Raw genomic sequence first — 19,097 nt, 5'->3', positions numbered from 1 at the left:
CTGCGGCGCGGCGTGCTGAACAGGCGGGGGCGGGCCGATGCCGCAACCGATGCGCAAAGAGGGGCTGTCTGCGCGCCAACCCCGGCCAAGGTCGGTGGGGGGCTGTCTGCCCCCCACGCCCCCCGAGGATATTTGAAGCCCAAAGAAACAGCGCGCAATGACCCGGCGCCACGGCAGCGCCAATGGCCCATTGCGCGCGCGGTCAGCTGTCCTTGGCAGGCGCTTTACGCGCCGCGGAGTTTTTGGCGGCAGGCTTTTTGGCAGCGGCTTTCTTGGCGGCGGGCTTTTTGGCCGCGGCTTTCTTGGGGGCTGCTTTCTTGCGCGTGCCTTTCTTCGAGGCTTTTTCCGCGATCAGCGCCAGCGCCTGATCCATGGTCACGTCTTCTGGCGTGACGTCCTTGGGCAAGGTAGCGTTGACCTTCTCCCATTTCACGTATGGCCCATAGCGCCCTTCCATCACGCTGACCGGCCCACCATCGGGGTGGTCGCCCAACTCGCGCAGCGGTTTGGCCGCAGTGCGCCCGCGCCCGCCCGGATTGGCGCGCTTTTCGGCCAGAAGCTCGACAGCGCGGTTCATGCCGATCTCGAAAACGTCTGTCGGATCCTTGAGATTGGCATAGACGGGTTTGGCCTCATCGGGCAGCTGGTGCATCAGATACGGACCGTACCGTCCGAAATTGGATTTGATCTCTCCACCCTCGGGATGCATGCCGATGCTGCGCGGCAAGCTCAGGAGGGTCAGCGCCTTCTCCAGCGTCATTTCGTCCGCCTGCCACCCTTTGGGAAGGCTCGCGCGATCCGGTTTGGGATTGTCCTCGGTTTTCTGGCCACGCTGCACGTAAGGGCCAAAACGTCCCGACAACAGGCTGATCTCGTTCCCGTTTTCATCCTCGCCAAGGATCTTGTCCTGTCCCTCGGCGCCCTCGCCGCCGATTGGCCGTGTATAGCGGCATTCGGGGTAGCGACCGCAGCCGACAAAGCCGCCCGACCGCGAGGTCTTGAGGTGCAGTTGCCCCTCCCCGCAAAGCGGGCAGGTGCGCGGGTCCGTGCCATCCTCACGCGGCGGGTAAAGCTGCGGTGCCAGAGCGTCGTCGAGAACATCGAGCACCTCTGCGATCCGCAACTCCGACGTTTCCGCAATCGCCGCGGAGAAATCGCGCCAGAACCTCGACAACAGCTCCTTGTAGTCGCTCTCGCCTGCGCTCACATGATCAAGCTGGTCCTCCAGCGCGGCGGTGAAGTCATACTCCACGTAGCGCTTGAAGAAGTTCAGCAGGAAGATCGTGACGATGCGGCCCTTGTCCTCGGGGATGAGCCGGTTCTTGTCCTTGCGGACATATTCACGCTCCTGGATCGTCGACACGATGGACGCATAGGTGGACGGGCGCCCGATGCCGAGCTCTTCCATCCGCTTCACGAGCGTCGCCTCGGTGTAGCGCGGCGGCGGCTGCGTGAAGCTCTGGGTGCCGAGAACAGCGCCGTTTTCCGCCAGTTTCGCGTCCTTGGCCGACCCATCGGCATTGGGCTCGATTGCCTTCGCATGGAGCGGCTTGAGTGCCCCTTCGTCAAATTTTGCAGGCTCGCCCTGGCTGATCTGCGGCAAGCGCTTGTCATCGTCCTCCACAGGCTCGTCGCGCCCTTCCTCATAGACCTTGAGGAACCCGTCAAACAGCACCACCTGCCCCGTGGCACGGAGCCCGACTTGCCCGTCCTCGGACGCAATCTCGACCGTCGTGCGCTCGAGTCGCGCCGCCGACATCTGGCAGGCGAGCGTCCGCTTCCAGATCAGATCATAGAGCTTGCGCTGATCCGCATCGGTCAGCTTGAGTGCCGCGGCATCCTTCTCCATCTCCGTGGGACGGATGCATTCATGTGCTTCCTGAGCGTTCTTGGCCTTGTTCTTATACATCCGCGGGCTGTCCGGGATGTAGTCCTTGCCATATCGCGCGGCAATGGCGTCGCGCGCCTGATGCACCGCTTCGGGCGCCATGTCGATGCCATCGGTCCGCATATAGGTGATGTGCCCGGCCTCGTAGAGCCGCTGCGCCGCGTTCATTGTCTGGCGCGCGCCCATGCCAAACTTGCGGCTCGCCTCTTGCTGCAGCGTCGAGGTCATGAAGGGTGCCGACGGGTTGCGCGATGCGGGCTTGGCCTCCACCGAGGCCACCTTGAGCGTGCGGGAGCTGACCGCCTGCACGGCCAATTCGGCCTGTGTCGCGTTTTCAAGGTCGTAGCGGTCGAGCTTCCTGCCGGCGAGTGTGGTCAGACGCGCCTCGTAGCTCTGGCCGCGCGGCGTGGTGAACTGCGCACGCACCTGCCAGTATTCGCGGGGCTTGAACGCTTCGATTTCCATCTCGCGCTCGACCACGAGGCGCAGGCAGACAGATTGCACCCGCCCTGCGGAGCGCGCGCCCGGCAGTTTGCGCCAGAGCACGGGCGACAGGTTGAACCCCACAAGGTAATCGAGCGCCCGCCGCGCCAGATAGGCCTCGACGAGCGGCGCATCGATGTCGCGCGGATTCTGCATCGCCTCGGTCACCGCGGCTTTGGTGATCGCGTTGAAGGTCACCCGGCGAACATCAGTGTCTTTCTTGATCGAACGACGCTTGGTGAGCGCCTCTTTGAGGTGCCAGCTGATGGCCTCCCCTTCGCGGTCGGGGTCGGTTGCGAGAATGAGCGAATTGTCGGTCTTGAGAGCTTCGGCAATGGCCGAGACATGCTTTCGCGAGTCGTTCGCGATTTCCCATTTCATGTCGAAATCGGCTTCCGGATCGACCGATCCGTCCTTCGGAGGCAAGTCGCGGACATGACCATATGACGCCAGGACCGTATAGTCAGAGCCAAGATATTTGTTGATTGTCTTGGCTTTAGCCGGGGACTCGACAACGACGACTGGCATGTTGCGGTGAACCTCTTGATAAAAATCGCTCGGTGCTTTTGATCGGACCATATGGCTTGCCACCTGCCCAGCGACAAGGGGGAATGGTCAATCGGACGCGCCCCCTGCTTTGGATATCGCCCCCAGACGTGCTAGGATGGCCACGATTTCGGCGATCTTGCCCGAGGGGATGACGATGCGCAGATCATGGTATCGCGCGGGGCTGTTGGTGTTCTGCATGGTCGGGACAGCGGTCCTCGCCTGGGAGCATCCGGAGCGCGGCAGCGCACTGCGCGCGGACCTGATGGACGCGGCGCGCCCACTGGCGGAATATGCCTTCGGCGCGTCGGTGGTCTTCGTGGTGGACGATCTGCGCGTGCACGGCGGCGCGGCCTTTGGCAACCTGCGTCCGGTGCGCCCGAGTGGCGCGGAGATCGGTGCACGCGACCTGACCCCGGCGGCGCGGCGCAGGATCGACCCCGCGTTTTGGGACGGCCCACAGATGCAAGTGCTCTTTTCGCGCGGTGCGGGAGGCTGGTTTGCCGCCCAATACGCCATAGGCGCAACCGATGTCTGGTGGGCTGATCCGGCTTTCTGCCCCGAATGGGGTGCAGTGATTCCCGAGTTCTGTTGAGCCACGGCGGCGGGCGTGTCTGACGCGATCACCGCGGTGGCACAAGCGACAGCAATCCCCCGGCCTGGCGTTCGATCTTCCCATCCAGTTCCAGGTCGGTCAGCACGGGCGATACCGCTTGGCTGGGCGCGCCAAGATCGCGGATCAGGCTGTCCTCGGATTGCGGCGCGGGGCCGAGCCGCGCGAGGATCTGGCTGTGCAGTGCCGCGGTCTCCGACAGGCTGCGCGTCTCGGGCGCGGCTTGCGGGATCGCAACGGGCGACAGGCTGTCGCCGCAGCGGAGGTCGGGCGCGGGTGCCGCGTCGCGCTGCGAAGCAGCCGTCGGGCCGCCCCATGGAGCTTGCGGCCTGTCCCGGTCTGTCCCCGGCGCCTCCGGGTCGGAAAAGCGCAGGACATGTTGCACAGCGGGCGTCTCCGTGGGATGCGCCGGCAACGCCTCCAGCACATCTTCGACACTCCGCACCAACCGGGCGCCATCCCGGATCAGCATGTTGCAGCCACCGGCGCGCGCATCGAACGGGTGGCCGGGCACTGCAAGCACCTCGCGCCCTTGCTCCAACGCGGCGCGCGCGGTGATGAGCGAGCCGGATTTTGCCGCCGCTTCGACCACGACCACCGCCTGAGAGAGACCGGACACGATACGATTGCGCATCGGGAAATGCCGCGCCATCGGTTGCAACCCCATCGGTTGCTCCGATATCAGCGCGCCGCCAGAATCGAGAATATCGCGCGCAAGACCTCTGTTTTCTTTCGGGTAATACACATCGACCCCGCCGCCCATGACAGCCACGGTGCCCTGTTCCAGCGCGGTGTGATGCGCGACGGTGTCAATCCCCCGCGCCAGACCGGAGGCCACGACGAGACCCGCCTCCGCCAACCCGCGCGACAGCGTGCGCGCCATGCGCAGCCCCAGCGAAGAGGCATTGCGCGCGCCCACCACCGCCACCATGGGCCGGCCGAGTATCCGCGGCGTTCCGACGGTCCAGAGGATCGGCGGCGCGTCGTCGATATGGGCGAGTTCCAATGGGTAGTCCCGGTCTCCGAAGCAAACCATGCGGGCGTCGAACCTGCGAGCGGCCTCGAGTTCTGCCTCGACCACATGCTCCGGGCAGATGCGGTAATCCATCACCCCGGCTTGCCGCGCGACCTCTGGCAGTGCAATCAGCGCCGCCCGCGCGGAGCCATGCTCCGCAAGCAGTCGCCAGAACGTGGTGACCCCGACACGGCGGGAGCGCAAGAGGCGGAGCCAGCTGAACCGGTCGTCTTCCGTGGTGGGTGGGAGTGGGGGGTGATTGGAAGAGGTGATAGTGTCCGGCATTCCGTCCCCGCCTTCTTGCTGATCACGACTGTAGGAGCGTGGGTCTTAACGACAGGTAAATTATGGCAAGATTGAGGCAGTTTTTCCTCAAACCATTCTTATCGTTCGCGAAACAATTGCGCGCTGATGCGCGCATTGACCACATGAAAGCCACAATTCACGGCGTCTGGCGCGCCCAGAGGATTACCCAGCCAAAGAACCCCTGAATCGCCAGCGCCGCGATCAGCATCGGAAGAATCGCAGGCGCCTCCGTTGTGACGTCCCCGTTGAGCACCCAATGCGCCGCCGGCAGCCCCACCGCGCAGGCCGCCAGAACGCATGCGGCGAGGCCCGCCCACCCGCGCACATAAAGCGTGTAGACCAATGGCCAGACGAGTGGCAGCGCGACCCATCCCGGCACCGGTGCCATTGCCAGCACCGTCAGGACAATCAGGATGCCCTGCCGCAAGCCGCTGCTCTCCACGACTCCCGGCAAGCCCGCCACCATCAGGAGCGGCCATGCAATCAGCGCGGGGATAAGCAGCCCGCCAAGCACCGCCGCAAGCGGCCGCCAGATGCCGGTCTGACGGAAGGCGCGCGGTGGGCTGCGAAAGGCCAGCGGACGCACTGGCCCGCGCGGCTCAGGCCGCAGCGCCGCCAACCGTCAACCCGCCGATCATCACCGTTGGCTGGCCGACACCGACCGGCACCCACTGCCCCTGTTTGCCGCAATTCCCCATGCCGGGGTCAAGCGCCATGTCGTTGCCGAGCGCCCGGATCTGCTTGAGCGCCGTCGCCCCGTCGCCGATCAGCGTCGCGCCCTTCACTGGCGCGCCCACCTTGCCGTCCTTGACGCGATAGGCCTCGGTGCAACTGAAGACGAATTTGCCATTGGTGATATCCACCTGACCGCCGCCAAAGCCCACGGCCCAGATCCCGTCCTTGAGGTCGGCCACGATATCGCCGGGATCGGCGTCATCACCCAGCATGTAGGTGTTGGTCATGCGCGGCATCGGGATATGGGCATAGCTTTCGCGCCGCCCGTTGCCGGTTGGCTCCACGCCCATCAGCCGCGCGTTCTGACGATCCTGCATGAAGCCCACAAGCTTGCCATCCTCGATCAGCACGTTCTTGCCCGATGGCGTGCCTTCATCATCGACCGTGATGGACCCCCGCCGGTCCGGAATGGTGCCGTCATCAAGGACGGTCACGCCCTTGGCGGCGATCTGCTGGCCCATGAGACCGGCAAAAGCCGAGCTTCCCTTGCGGTTGAAGTCGCCCTCCAGACCGTGCCCGATGGCCTCGTGCAGCAGGATACCCGGCCAGCCCGGGCCGAGCACGATGTCCATCACGCCCGCCGGCGCAGGCTCGGCAGACAGGTTGACCAGCGCAATGCGCAACGCTTCGCGGGCCTTTGCCTGCCAGTCCTGCGGATCGAGCAAGCCATCAAGCGAGACACGCCCGCCGCCACCCGCCGTGCCGCTTTCGCGGCGGCCATTTTCCTCTACGATGACGGAGACGTTGACCCGCGTCATCGGGCGCACATCCGTCACAAGACCGCCCTCGGGGCGCAGAATCGCCACCTCCTGGAGTGACGCCGCGATGGTCGCGGAGACCTGAACCACCCGCGGATCGAGATCACGGGCGAAAGCGTCGATCTCGCGCAGCGTCTCGACCTTGACGGGGAAGGCCGCCCCGGCAATCGGATCGTCATCGGTATATAGCGCGGTATTGGTGCCGCGCGGCGGCGCGGCCATCACCCCGCCACCATCGCCAATCGCGAGCCTCGCGGTCTCCGACGCGCGCTTGATCGCGCTTTCCGAGATCTCCGTCGCATGGGCGTAACCCGCCACTTCGCCCTTGACCGCACGCAGGCCAAACCCTTCCGCAGCATCGTAACTGGCTGTTTTGACACGCCCGTCATCAAAGACGAGCACCTCCGAACGGCGGCGCTCCAGAAACAGCTCCCCATCCTCGGCTCCGGCCAGCGCGGCGCGCAAGAGATCTGTGGTGCGGTCCTGATCGAGATGCGTCTCGAAGGGGCGGAAAGGCGCGTCGGCAGACATGGGCGGGATCCTTTCGAATTTGATCCAGATCAAGCAAAGCGTCGGTTTGCCGCAACGGGAAACCTTTATCACTGGGAGAGAATATGGTTTGAAACCCGCGACGCGCAACGGGCTGTTGCTGCGGCCCCTCCAAAGGGCCTCGGAACGCGCACAACCGGCGCAGGGACAGACGCTTAAGATTTGGGTGACATATGCAACTGAAAACCATGCTGACGGGTCTCTTCGGGACCTTCCTGGCGGCGCCCGCGATGGCGCAGGAGCTTGAAATCATCGGACGCCCCGTCGACGGTGGCACCGGCTTCCAGCCCGCCGCAACCGAGCTGGCCCGCGATCTGCAATGGCTCGACGGGATGCTGCTGATCATCATCACGGTGATTACGCTGTTCGTGACCGCGCTGCTGGCCTACTGCGTCGTGCGCTACAACCGCAAGGCCAACCCGGAATCGGGTAGCTTCACGCACAACACGCCGCTCGAGATCGCGTGGACGGTCGGCCCCATCGTGATCCTCGTCTTCATCGGGGCGTTCTCGCTGCCGATCCTCTTCAAGCAGCAGGAAATTCCCGAAGGCGACGTCACGATCAAGGTGACCGGCTACCAGTGGTACTGGGGCTATGAATATGTGGGCACCGACCTCGCATACGACAGCTACATGATCGGGTCGCCCGCCACCGGTGGCGACAACCGCATGACCCCCGAAGTGTCCGCACAGCTCTCCGAAGCAGGCTATAGCGATCAGGACTTCCTGCTGGCCACCGACACTGCCGTGGTCGTGCCCGTCGGCAAGACGATCGTGATGCAGATCACCGCCGCGGACGTGATCCACTCCTGGAAAATCCCCGCCTTCGGCGTGATGCAGGACGCGGTTCCCGGCCGTTTGGCGGAGCTCTGGTTCACCGCAGAGAAAGAGGGCGTCTATTTCGGCCAGTGTTCCGAGCTTTGCGGCATCGCGCACGCCTACATGCCGATCACGGTCAAAGTGGTGTCCGAAGCCGCCTACGAAGCGTGGCTCGAAAACTCGGTTGCCGACGGCGGCTACACCGATGTCCGGGCCGTCCTGACGAACTGATGCTCTGACGCGCGGCGGGCGGATCGTCTCCGCCCCGCGCCCACCCGCCAGCCCCTTCGACGGGGGTGCCGGGTGGGTTTCAAAACCACCCTCCGGAGCCGATGACGGCCTTGCAGGGTGGCTTTGCAACCCACCGTTACCGCAAGATCACCCAGGTGATCGGCCAAGATGCGTGCAAGTCCTTCGGGAGTGATGATGAGCGACGCCAGTTTCGACAGCCGGATCCACGAATCCGAAGCCCAGTTCGGCGATTACTTCGCCCTGCTCAAGCCGCGCGTTATGACGCTTGTTGTTTTCACCGCCTTTGTCGGTTTGCTCGCGGCCCCGGTTGCGATGCACCCGTTTGTCGCTTTCTGCGCGGTGCTGTTCATCGCCATCGGCGGCGGCGCCTCCGGCGCGCTCAACATGTGGTATGACGCCGATATCGACGCCGTGATGAAGCGCACCGCGAGACGTCCGATCCCGGCCGGCAAGGTGACACGCGACGAAGCGCTGGCCATCGGGTCGGCCCTGTCGGCCTTTGCGGTGATCTTCCTCGGGCTTGCGACCAACTGGCTCGCTGCCGGGCTGCTGGCCTTCACGATTTTCTTCTACGTTGTCATCTACACCATGTGGCTCAAGCGCCTCACGCCGCAGAACATCGTGATCGGCGGCGCCGCCGGCGCATTCCCTCCGATGATCGGCTGGACGGCAGCGACCGGGGACATCTCCGTTGCCTCCGTTCTGATGTTCTGCCTGACATTCATGTGGACGCCGCCGCATTTCTGGGCGCTCGCGCTGTTTGTGCGCATGGATTATGACAACGCGACCGTGCCGATGCTGACGGTGACCAATGGACGCCGCTCCACGCGCAACCACATCCTCGCCTACACGGTGCTGCTCGCCATTCTGGCCGTGGCGCTTGGCTTTACCTCGGTGGGCGGTCCGCTCTACCTGACCGTTGCGCTGGTTCTGAACGCGCTGTTCCTCAAGGGCGCATGGGATATCTGGAAGCGCGACGAGGGCGCATCCGAAGCCGACAATTTCGCGGTCGAAAAGAAATTCTTCAAACTCTCGCTGCTTTACCTCTTCGCCCATTTCGGCGCGATCCTGATCGAAGCAACCCTCTCCAAGCTTGGCTTTGACTGGGCATCGCTCGGGGGGCTGCTGACATGAGCCTGAGCAAGCAGCATGAAATCCACAAGCGCCGCTTCGGCCGGAATCTTGGCGTCGGGCTAGTGCTTGCAGCCCTGATCGCAATTGTGTTCGGCCTGACTGTGGCAAAGGTCACGGGCGGCGATCTGGAAGGCGCGCTCGGCTCAGCAGGAGGCACTGTCGATGGCAATTGAAGGAAAATCGAAAACCGTTCTGCAAACCGTGGGACTGGTGGTTTTCATGGGCTCGCTGGCCTGGGCGTCCGTGCCGCTCTATGACTGGTTCTGCCGCGTCACAGGCTATGGCGGCGCGACGGACGTGGCCGAAAGCATCGACGGGCGGATCCTCGACCAGACCATCAAGGTGCGGTTCGACGCCTCTCTGGCCCGCGGCATGGCGTGGGAATTCAAGCCGATGCAGACCGAGATGACGATCCGCATCGGGGAAGAGGGCATGGCCTTCTACGAGGCCTACAACCCGACCGACCGCCCGATCGCGGGATCGGCCAGCTACAACGTCGCGCCCTTCGGTGCGGGCGGCTATTTCTCCAAGATCGACTGTTTCTGCTTCGAAGAGCAGGTCCTGATGCCCGGCGAGCGGGTGCAGATGCCGGTGGTCTTCTTCGTCGAGCCGGATATCGTCGACGACACCAATGCCAGCCGCTCCAAGCACATCACGCTGAGCTACACCTTTTACGAGATCGACCTGCCCGAAGAGACACAGGCCGCGCTCGAGACCGAAACGGACGCGCAGACGTCCCTGAACTAACCTGAGACGAGGGATCCTCATGGCACATGCCAAGAACCACGACTACCATATTCTGAACCCCTCCGTGTGGCCCTTCATCGGGGCCGTCGCGGCGTTCGTCATGCTGTTTGGCGCTGTCTTGTGGATGCATGGCAGCGGCCCCTGGATGTTCCTGATCGGCTTCGTGGCCGTGCTGTACACCATGTTCGGCTGGTGGGCCGACGTGGTTGCAGAGAGCCAGGTGGGCGACCATACCCCCGTGGTGGAGATCGGCCTGAAATACGGCTTCATCCTCTTCATCATGTCGGAAGTGATGTTCTTCTTCGCGTGGTTCTGGAGCTTCTTCAAGCACGCGCTCTACCCGATCGATCCCGGTGGTCTGAGCCCTGCCATCGATGGCCCCTGGCCGCCGGCGGGCATCGAGACGTTTGATCCGTGGCACTTGCCGCTAATCAACACGCTGATCCTGCTCTGCTCCGGCGCGGCCGCGACCTGGGCACACCACGCCCTGGTGCACGAGAACAACCGCGAAGACATGAAGTGGGGCCTGATCATTGCCATTGCGCTGGGTGTGATCTTCACCGCCTTCCAGGCCTATGAATACAGCCACGCGGCCTTCGGCTTCTCGGGCAATATCTACGGCGCGAACTTCTTCATGGCGACCGGCTTCCACGGTGCACATGTTGTGATCGGGACGATCTTCCTGTTCGTCTGCCTGCTGCGCCTGTTGAAGGGTCACTTCACCCAGACCAAGCATATCGGCTTCGAAGCCGCCGCGTGGTACTGGCACTTCGTGGATGTGGTCTGGCTCTTCCTCTTTGCCGCAGTCTACGTCTGGGGCGGCTGACCGGGCGACCCTTTCAGAGATCTGAGACCAAAACCAAGCACCTGCAACGCCTGCCCCCTCGGGGTGGGCGTTTTGCGTTGCGATCGGGCGTGGTGCGCGGTGACCGCGTTGTCCTGTTTGGGGCGCTGCCCCGCCCGCGCGCGCAGCGCGCGGACTCCCCGGGATATTTCTGGCCCAAAGAAGCCGGGCGCCGCGGGAGGCGGAGCGCAGGCACGCAGGCGGCGGGGATTTGGCCGGGAGCGCCACGAGGACGGGCGCGTAGGGCACAGGCCGGGGCGACACCAGCGTCGCTGCGGGCCTTGCGCCGGCCCCCGCCGGACGGGGTTGCGCCGTCTCCGGATTGGCCGATCGCGTCAAGGCGGGCAGATGGATCGGGCGGGCTGGATCTGCGGGGATTGCACCCGCCGCCAAGTGCGGTAAACCACCCCCCACCGAATGGATGGAGATCTCGTGAAGCGGATCCTTGCTCCTTTGATCATTGGCGCGCTTGGCGCCGGTATTCTGCTGTGGCTTGGCACATGGCAGATGCAGAGACTGGCGTGGAAAGAAGGAATCCTGAGCGAGATCGAGACGGTGATCGCAGGTCCGCCACAACCGCTGCCGGTTCTGGTTGACCCTTCCGCCCAACGCTACCAGCCCGTCATGCTCACCGGCGCGATTGAGGCCGAAGGCCTGTACGTGCTGGTTTCGGTCAAGCGCCAGGGCGCAGGCTGGCGAATCGTCTCTTCCTTCGTGACGGATGACGGGCGGCGCGTTCTGGTGGATCGCGGCTTCACCCCGGTCGATCAGAAAGACACGCCGCTTGCGACGGGCGCGGTGCGCCTGCGCGGGAACCTGCACTGGCCCGATGACCGCACCAGTTCCACGCCGGAAAACGACCCGGCCGCCAATACGTGGTTTGCGCGCGACATCGGCGCCATGGCCGAGGCGCTGCGAACCGAGCCGCTGCTTGTGATTGCCGCCGAGATGTCGCCCCCGGATGCGCATGTGACGCCGATGCCCGTCGACACGAGCGGTATTCCGAACGATCACCTGCAATACGCCGTAACGTGGTTTCTGCTCGCCGCCGTATGGCTTTTGATGACCGGGCTGTGGATCACACGCAGTCTGAAAGGCAAGGAGGGCTGAGGCCCATGCGCTATATCTCCACCCGCGGGCAGGCGCCCGCACTCAGCTTCACCGACGCGATGCTTTCCGGTCTTGCCCGCGATGGCGGGCTCTATGTGCCCGAAACCGTGCCCCGGCTGAGTGTCGACGAGATCGCCGCGCTGCGCGGCGCGTCTTACGAGGAGATCGCCTTTCGCGTCATGGCGCCCTTTGTCGGCGACGAGATCGACGCGGCGGTTTTCCGGGACCTGATTGCCAAGGCCTATGCCGGGTTTGGCCACGATGCGCGCGCGCCGCTGGTCCAGTTGGGGCCGAACCATTTCCTGCTGGAGCTGTTCCACGGCCCGACGCTGGCGTTCAAGGATTTCGCCATGCAGATCATCGGCCAGCTCTTCCAGCATGTGCTGGCGGCGCGGGGCGAGCGCGTCACCATTGTGGGCGCCACCTCCGGCGACACCGGCTCGGCCGCCATCGAGGCCTTCCGCGGGCTCGACAATGTGGATGTGTTCATCCTCTACCCGCATGGCCGCGTCTCGGAGGTGCAGCGCCGCCAGATGACCACGCCGACCGAGGCCAATGTGCACGCGCTGGCCCTGGAGGGCGATTTCGACGATTGCCAGGCCCGGCTCAAGGACATGTTCAACCATTTCGACTTCCGCGACCGGGTGCGGCTTGCCGGTGTGAACTCGATCAACTGGGCGCGGGTGCTGGCACAGGTGGTGTATTATTTCTCTTCCGCCGTCAGCCTTGGCGCACCGGATCGCAAGATCAGCTTCACCGTGCCAACCGGCAATTTCGGCGATATCTTCGCCGGGTTCATCGCCAAGGAAATGGGCCTGCCGATCGATCGGCTGGTGATCGCGACCAACCGCAACGACATCCTGCACCGCTGCCTGCAGACCTCCGAATATCGCAAGGCCGGCGTTGCCCCGTCGATCTCGCCGTCGATGGATATCGAGGTCAGTTCAAATTTCGAGCGCGCCCTGTTCTGGGCCCATGACCATGACGGCGCGGCCGTGGCGGCCTTGATGGAAGAGCTCAAGACCGGGGGCTTCCGCGTGTCGGAGAACGCCATGGCGGCGCTGCGCGCGCATTACGACAGCGGCATGGCCGATGAGGATACAACATCCGCAACCATTGCCGCGGCCCGCAGGCAGACCGGCGAATTGCTCTGCCCGCACAGTGCGGTCGGCGTGCATGTGGCCAACCAGCATCTCGGCGCGACGCCGATGGTCACGCTGGCCACCGCGCACCCGGCGAAATTTCCTGCGGCGGTGGAGGCCGCCACCGGCATTCACCCGCCCCTTCCCAATCGGATGGCGGATCTTTATGACCGGGCAGAGCGGATCACCCAGGTGCCCAATGACCTGACCGCGCTTGAAACCCTGATCGAGGAGCGTCTCACCCCGTGACAGCCCAATTGACCACCCTGCCCAACGGCCTGCGTATCGTCACCGAGCATATGCCCTCGATGCAATCGGCCTCTCTTGGTGTCTGGGTCGCAGCAGGCGGCCGCCACGAACGCGCGGACCAGAACGGGATTGCGCATTTCCTCGAACACATGGCCTTCAAGGGCACGACGTCGCGCTCCGCCTTGCAGATCGCCGAGACCATCGAAGACGTGGGCGGCTATATCAATGCCTATACCTCGCGCGAGGTCACGGCCTATTACGCGCGCGTGCTCGAAGCGGACACCGCGCTGGCTCTGGACGTGATTGCCGATATTCTGCTCAACCCGGTCTTTGACCCCAAGGAAATCGACGTGGAGCGCCACGTCATCCTTCAGGAAATCGGTCAGGCGCTCGATACGCCCGATGACGTGATCTTCGATTGGTTGCAGGAAAGCGCCTACCCCAACCAGGCGCTCGGGCGCACGATCCTTGGCGAGACCGCGCGGGTTTCCGCCTTCGGGCGCGACGACCTCGCCACCTTCGTCTCGGAGCATTACGGGCCGGAGCAGCTGATCGTCTCCGCCGCCGGGGCCGTGGATCACGACAGGATTGTGGCACAGGCACAGGCGCTCTTTGGCGCGCTGCCGCCCCGTCCCGGCAAAACGGCCGCGCCGGCGCGGTTCGTGGGCGGTCAGGCAAGGCGGGAAAAGGCTCTCGAACAGGCGCATATGGCACTGGCCTTCGAGGCGCCGGGCTATCGCGACGACGCGTTCTACACCGCGCAGGTCTATTCCATGGCGCTCGGGGGCGGGATGTCCTCGCGGCTGTTTCAGGAAATCCGCGAGAAACGCGGCCTGTGCTATACCATCTTTGCGCAGTCGGGGGCCTATTCCGATACGGGCATGACCACGATCTACGCCGGCACGTCGGGCGCGGAGATCCGCGAGCTGGCGGAACTGACCATCGACGAGATGAAGCGCGCGGCCGGAGACATGACCATGGCGGAGCTCGAACGCGCGCGCGCCCAGATGAAGGCCGGTCTCCTGATGGGGCTGGAAAGCCCGTCGAGCCGCGCCGAACGGATGGCGCGCATGATCCAGATCTGGGGCGAAGTGCCCGCGATCGAAAAGACCGTGGCGCGCATCGATGCCGTGACGCTGGACGGCCTGCGGACGTTTGCCGCGCGGCAGGTGATGGAGTCTCCGGCCGCGCTCGCCCTCTATGGTCCGGTCTCCGCCGCGCCCGATCTGGGAGACCTGCAACAGCGACGGATCGCCGCCTGATGATGATGCTCCGGCGGAAGCTACGGCTCGAGACGGACCGTCTCACCCTGCGCCCGCCGGTGCATGCGGATTTCACGCCATGGTCCACGCTGCGTCAGACCAGCCGGGATTTCCTTGTCCCCTGGGAGCCCTCCTGGGCAGAGGACCACCTGACGCGGCGGGCTTTCACAAACCGGGTCTATTGGGCGTCGCGCTCGATCTCCTCGGGCACGGCGGTGCCGCTCTTCCTCGTGCGACGCAGGGACCAGGCGCTGATCGGAGCGATCACGCTGGACAATATCCGTCGTGGCCCGGCACAGGCGGGTACGCTGGGATACTGGATCGGCGCACCCTATGCCCGCGAGGGCTACATGTCCGAAGCCATCGAGGCGATGGTCCACCACGCCTTTGAACGGCTCGGGCTGAGCCGGATCGAGGCGGCCTGCCTGCCGGAGAACGTGCCGTCGCGCGGCTTGCTGGAGCGATCCGGCTTCAAATACGAAGGCGTGGCGCAAAGCTATCTTCAGATCAATGGCCGCTGGCGCACCCATGTGCTCTATGCCGCGCTCAGGGCCGACCGGCGCGGGCGCACCACGGTGGGTTAGCGGCCGGCGTCCTGCCCCAGCGGTTTGTTCGCCGCGCCCTTGCATGCGCGTCTCACGTCAACCCGCATGGCCTGTCTCCAAGCCAAAGCCCGACAGCATGAAACCGCGCCACAAGGCGCGCCGCAAACTTGCCCGCAAAAGCGGCGTCGGGGTCGCCCAACCGCCTTGCCGCGCGCCCAGACCCGCGCCTGCCGCGCATTGGCACTTTCCCCGCGCCCGTCCGGCGCTACCCTAACGTCATGCCTCGTGACGGAGCCCGCGCCATGATGACCCGACTGACCCATGCCCTGCTTGCATTCCTGCTGATGGCCACAACGGCTGCGGCACAGGATACGCGCCGCCCCAGCCATTGCATCGCCGTGGCCGATGCGGCACCCGGCCTGCAATACCTGCACAAGGCCAGCTGGACCGAACCCGTTCCGGATTTTTCCGTCCGCCTGCATTACGTGGCCCATGCCACCTTCCTGCTTCAGACCCCCGGCGGGCTGACCGCCGCGACGGATTTCACCGGTTTCCTCGGCAACACCCAGCTCATTCCCGACGTGGTCACCATGAACCACGCCCATGACACCCATTGGACCGCCAACCCTGACCCCGCCATTCCGCATGTGCTGCGCGGGTGGGGCGACACCCATGGCGCGGGCATCAACCACCATCTCGATCTCGGGGAGATGCTCGTGCGCAATGTCTCCACTGACATCCGCAGCCAATGGGGCGGTCGCGAGGACGCGGGCAACTCGATCTTCGTGTTTGAAGTTGAAGGGCTGTGCATCGGGCATCTCGGGCATCTGCATCACGTGCCCACTGACGCCCAATTCGCGGCACTCGGGCGGCTCGATGTGGTCATGGTGCCGGTCGATGGCGGCTATACAATGGCCGTCGAAGATATGGTTTCCGTCATCAACCGGCTGAAATCCTCGGTGGTGATTCCGATGCACTGGTTCTCGGATTTCGGTCTCGGACGGTTCCTCGAAGACATCTCGGACAGCTTTGCGATCGACATCCGCGATGGCCCGTCAATGGAGGTCTCGTTGCGCAACCTGCCACCGCGTCCCACGGTTGTCGTGCTGCGGCCGCAATGGCTTAGCGATGCGGGGAACCGGCGCGACTGACACCCGCGCCGCACGCCCTGCTTCCGACACAGCCGCAGTCCGCGCCATCCGGGGCCCGTTGATGCGGCCTTTGGCAAAGGCGCAAACGCGGGCCATGCCCCCTTTTGAGCATGCCGTTCTGGCCCAGCCACGGTTCGCCTGCAAGGCAGAGCCGCCCGCTCCCCACGCAGGCCACCACTGCCGCCAATCGACCGAGCGCCCCCGCGCCCTCCGCCGCCAATCCTGCCGTCATGACCAGCCCCGCCGCATGACGCGCCACGCGCTTCACCTACGATTTTCGGTTTCGGTCACGGGCAAGCTGATCTAGGTTCAGCCCGAAGCCCCCACCGGCAAAGGCCCTCGACCCCATGGCTGCCTGTCACCTCCACGCCCTGCGCCCGTCCGCCCCCGAGCCGAAGCCCAGCGCCGGTCGCGCCGCCACGCCGGACCCTGCCTGAGCCATGGCCGTCCGCCCGCTGAGCCTCACCGCCTATGCCGCCTGGGCGCGCAGCCACGCCGCCTCCGATCAGCCCGCACCCTTGCCGCCGCGCCCGCCCGGGCCGCTGATCCTCGCCGTTGGCGCAGAGCACCGCCGCTCACGCGGGCTCAGCAGCCTCTGTGCCCGGGTGCAACAGACCAGCCCCGACCTCGTGATCGCCTGCACCGGCAATATCCGGGCTGAAGACGACTGGCTTTCGGTCACCCTGCCCGCCGACCGCCCGGCAGATGCGGAACGCTTCGTCTCGGCGCTGTCCCCGGATATCGCGCTGCTGTGCGGCCAAACCGTGCGCCCGGCGCTGATCGCAGCCCTGCGCGCCCATGGGACCCATATTCTGGCCCTCGACATCGGCGATGCGCCTCTGGACTCGCCCGCACCGCGCTGGTTGCCCGACCCCGTGCCCGCTGCGCTGGCGCTGTGTGACGCGGTGCATGTCATCGATCAGTCAGCCGCCCGACGCCTGCGTCGCGCCGGCCTGCCCGCCGACATGATCCGCACCTCCGGGCCGCTCAACGAAGCGCCGGTGCCTCCGGACTGCGCCGATGCCGCGCTCGAAGAGCTTTCCGCCACGCTGTCCGGCCGCCCGGTCTGGCTCGCGGCACATCTGCGCGCCTCCGAAACCGGCGACGTGCTCCGGGCCCATTCGCGCGCCGTGCGCCTGTCCCACAGGCTCCTGTTGATCGCGGTGCCGCACAATTCCGAGGAAGCCACGGCCATCGACGCGATCATTGCGGCCTCCGGTATCCGCTGCGCGCGCTGGGACAACGGCGAATTGCCCGATGACAACACCCAGATCCTGCTGACCGAGGGCCCCGAAGAACTGGGCCTGTGGTATCGTGCGGCGCCGCTCGGATTTCTGGGCGGATCGCTTGTGCCCGGCTATGGCGGTCATGACCCGCTCTCCGCGGCAGCGCTTGGCACGGCGATCCTCTACGGGCCGAATGTCGGGCGGCACCTCGACGCCTATTCCGCGCTCGTGGCCGCCGGGGCCGCGCGGATCGTGCGCGACGCGGATTCGTTGGGCACCGCCGTGTCGCACCTGATCGCGCCCGATCAGGCCGCGAGCATGGCCATGGCGGGCTGGACCGTCATTTCAGACGGCGCAGCACTGACCGACCGGCTCGTTACCGAACTTCTGGACGTGCTCGACAGATCGCGAACCGCCGCCGAAACACCGCGCTCGGAGCCGTCCTGATGCGTCCGCCCGGCTTCTGGTTCCACCCGCCCGACCGGCCCGGCTTGCGCGCCCGCCTGCTGGCACCGCTGGGCGCTCTAAGCGCGGCCCTCACCGCCCGGCGCGTCGCCCGTGCACCCGATTACCGCCCTCCTGTTCCGGTGATCTGCGTCGGCAATATCAACGCTGGCGGCACCGGCAAGACGCCAACCGTCATCGCCTTGGTGCAGCACCTCATGGCACAGGGTCACACCCCGCATGTGGTGTCGCGCGGCTATGGCGGCACGCTCCGCGGGCCGGTCGCCGTGGACCCGCGCAGCCATGGCGCAGAGGAAACCGGAGACGAACCGCTCCTGATTGCGGCTTTCACCCCGGTTTGGGTCGCCCGCGATCGAGCCGCCGGTGCCCGCGCGGCCGTCGCCGCCGGCGCCTCGATCCTTGTGCTCGATGACGGGTTTCAGAACCCCGCCTTGCCGCGCGACCTGTCCATCGTGGTTGTCGATGCGGTAACCGGCTTCGGCAATGGGCGCGTGATGCCCGCAGGCCCGCTGCGCGAACCCGTCGGCCCCGGGCTCGCGCGGGGCGATCTGCTGCTCTCCATCGGGGCAGCATCGGCTCAGGCCCGGTTCGACGCGATCTGGGGCGCAGAGGCCGCGCGCCTGCCACAGCTGCGCGGGACACTTGCACCGCTCCAGACCGGCATGGACTGGCAGGGTCTGCCGACGCTCGCCTTTGCCGGGATCGGCCACCCGGAGAAGTTCTTTGCCACATTGCGGAGTCTGGGTGCGGACCTGCGGCGGGGCGAGGCTCTGGACGATCACCAGCCGCTCACGCCCGCGCTGATGACGCGGCTCGAAACCGAGGCAACGACCTTGGGAGCCCAGCTTGTGACAACAGAAAAAGACGCCGTCCGCCTGCCTGCATCCTTTCGACAAAAGGTGCTGACCCTGCCGGTGCGGCTCGAGGTGGAGGACTGGAGCCCGCTTCAAGCGCGGCTCGACGCACTGCCGAAAACCTGACCCCTCCGCCCCGCCGGGGGTCCGGAACGCGAACGGGCCAGCTGCCTTCTGCTCCGGCGGAACGGCCACAGGGATCAACCCATTTGTCGAGCGCCACCGCGCCGCCCGACGCTCGGCACGGGCTGCCCCCTGTCCCACAGCGACCGGCACAAATGGTGCCCGTCATCCACCATAAGAGACGTGAAACAGCATGCGCCCCCGCGCGGCACCGGCCGACAATACGGTCGCCAAACGGCCCATGCTTCGACGAAAACCCGGAAAGGCACTCCGGCGCGGCGC

General features: G+C 65.5%; 17 protein-coding genes. 13 read left to right on the top strand and 4 right to left on the bottom strand.

Translation table 11 applies throughout. The features are described from left to right. Positions 1 to 202: 202 nt before the first annotated feature. Positions 203 to 2,899, bottom strand: a complete 2,697-nt coding sequence (topA, locus tag J1C49_RS05995; protein ID WP_227444903.1) for a type I DNA topoisomerase — start codon at positions 2,897 to 2,899, stop codon at positions 203 to 205. Positions 2,900 to 3,074: 175 nt separating this feature from the next. Here topA and J1C49_RS05990 point away from each other — a divergent pair, with 175 nt between their 5' ends. Beyond that, complete coding sequence (locus J1C49_RS05990) at positions 3,075 to 3,512, top strand: hypothetical protein (RefSeq protein WP_227444902.1); 438 nt, start codon at positions 3,075 to 3,077, stop codon at positions 3,510 to 3,512. 28 nt (positions 3,513 to 3,540) lie between these two features. Here J1C49_RS05990 and dprA read toward each other — a convergent pair whose 3' ends face one another. The 3 genes from dprA to tldD form a co-directional block, all read right to left on the bottom strand. Then, positions 3,541 to 4,830 (bottom strand): DNA-processing protein DprA, encoded by a 1,290-nt coding sequence (gene dprA / locus J1C49_RS05985; RefSeq protein WP_227444901.1) that lies wholly within the window; start codon positions 4,828 to 4,830, stop codon positions 3,541 to 3,543. A 157-nt stretch (positions 4,831 to 4,987) separates the two neighbouring features. After that, the gene (locus J1C49_RS05980) at positions 4,988 to 5,437 is read right to left on the bottom strand and encodes a hypothetical protein (RefSeq protein ID WP_227444900.1); all 450 of its coding nucleotides are present in this window, start codon (positions 5,435 to 5,437) and stop codon (positions 4,988 to 4,990) included. A gap of 13 nt (positions 5,438 to 5,450) precedes the next feature. Next, positions 5,451 to 6,875: a metalloprotease TldD gene (tldD, locus tag J1C49_RS05975; protein ID WP_227444899.1), complete on the bottom strand. Its 1,425-nt coding sequence runs from the start codon at positions 6,873 to 6,875 to the stop codon at positions 5,451 to 5,453. A gap of 191 nt (positions 6,876 to 7,066) precedes the next feature. Between tldD and coxB the strand changes: the two genes are divergently transcribed. The 12 genes from coxB to lpxK all read left to right on the top strand — a co-directional run bounded on the left by coxB (position 7,067) and on the right by lpxK (position 18,818). After that, positions 7,067 to 7,942, top strand: coding sequence for a cytochrome c oxidase subunit II (coxB, locus tag J1C49_RS05970; RefSeq protein ID WP_227444898.1), 876 nt, complete (start codon positions 7,067 to 7,069; stop codon positions 7,940 to 7,942). A 195-nt stretch (positions 7,943 to 8,137) separates the two neighbouring features. After that, positions 8,138 to 9,097: a heme o synthase gene (gene cyoE, locus J1C49_RS05965; RefSeq protein WP_227444897.1), complete on the top strand. Its 960-nt coding sequence runs from the start codon at positions 8,138 to 8,140 to the stop codon at positions 9,095 to 9,097. Next, positions 9,094 to 9,270 carry a hypothetical protein gene (locus J1C49_RS05960; protein WP_227444896.1) on the top strand — a complete coding sequence of 59 codons (177 nt, stop codon included), beginning with the start codon at positions 9,094 to 9,096 and terminating at the stop codon, positions 9,268 to 9,270. The genes cyoE and J1C49_RS05960 overlap by 4 nt, the downstream gene beginning before the upstream one ends. Beyond that, entirely contained in the window at positions 9,260 to 9,844 is a 585-nt protein-coding gene (locus J1C49_RS05955) for a cytochrome c oxidase assembly protein (protein ID WP_227444895.1), read from the top strand. Before J1C49_RS05960 ends, J1C49_RS05955 begins: the two co-directional genes overlap by 11 nt. A 19-nt stretch (positions 9,845 to 9,863) precedes the next feature. Continuing rightward, entirely contained in the window at positions 9,864 to 10,670 is an 807-nt protein-coding gene (locus tag J1C49_RS05950; RefSeq protein ID WP_227444894.1) for a cytochrome c oxidase subunit 3, read from the top strand. Positions 10,671 to 11,120: 450 nt separating this feature from the next. Beyond that, positions 11,121 to 11,798, top strand: a complete 678-nt coding sequence (locus J1C49_RS05945; protein WP_227444893.1) for an SURF1 family protein — start codon at positions 11,121 to 11,123, stop codon at positions 11,796 to 11,798. Positions 11,799 to 11,803: 5 nt separating this feature from the next. Then, complete coding sequence (thrC, locus tag J1C49_RS05940) at positions 11,804 to 13,189, top strand: threonine synthase (RefSeq protein WP_227444892.1); 1,386 nt, start codon at positions 11,804 to 11,806, stop codon at positions 13,187 to 13,189. Next, positions 13,186 to 14,451, top strand: coding sequence for a pitrilysin family protein (locus tag J1C49_RS05935; protein ID WP_227444891.1), 1,266 nt, complete (start codon positions 13,186 to 13,188; stop codon positions 14,449 to 14,451). The genes thrC and J1C49_RS05935 overlap by 4 nt, the downstream gene beginning before the upstream one ends. Beyond that, the gene (locus J1C49_RS05930) at positions 14,451 to 15,035 is read left to right on the top strand and encodes a GNAT family N-acetyltransferase (RefSeq protein WP_227444890.1); all 585 of its coding nucleotides are present in this window, start codon (positions 14,451 to 14,453) and stop codon (positions 15,033 to 15,035) included. The genes J1C49_RS05935 and J1C49_RS05930 overlap by 1 nt, the downstream gene beginning before the upstream one ends. Before the next feature lie 266 nt (positions 15,036 to 15,301). Then, the gene (locus J1C49_RS05925; RefSeq protein WP_227444906.1) at positions 15,302 to 16,147 is read left to right on the top strand and encodes an MBL fold metallo-hydrolase; all 846 of its coding nucleotides are present in this window, start codon (positions 15,302 to 15,304) and stop codon (positions 16,145 to 16,147) included. A 440-nt stretch (positions 16,148 to 16,587) separates the two neighbouring features. Next, positions 16,588 to 17,820, top strand: coding sequence for a 3-deoxy-D-manno-octulosonic acid transferase (locus J1C49_RS05920; protein WP_227444889.1), 1,233 nt, complete (start codon positions 16,588 to 16,590; stop codon positions 17,818 to 17,820). Beyond that, positions 17,820 to 18,818 carry a tetraacyldisaccharide 4'-kinase gene (lpxK, locus tag J1C49_RS05915; protein ID WP_227444888.1) on the top strand — a complete coding sequence of 333 codons (999 nt, stop codon included), beginning with the start codon at positions 17,820 to 17,822 and terminating at the stop codon, positions 18,816 to 18,818. Before J1C49_RS05920 ends, lpxK begins: the two co-directional genes overlap by 1 nt. Positions 18,819 to 19,097 lie beyond the last annotated feature (279 nt).

It is taken from the genome of Cognatishimia sp. F0-27 (assembly GCF_020667845.1).
Lineage (GTDB): Bacteria > Pseudomonadota > Alphaproteobacteria > Rhodobacterales > Rhodobacteraceae > JAFMPQ01.
This window is presented reverse-complemented; position numbering and strand designations above follow the sequence as displayed.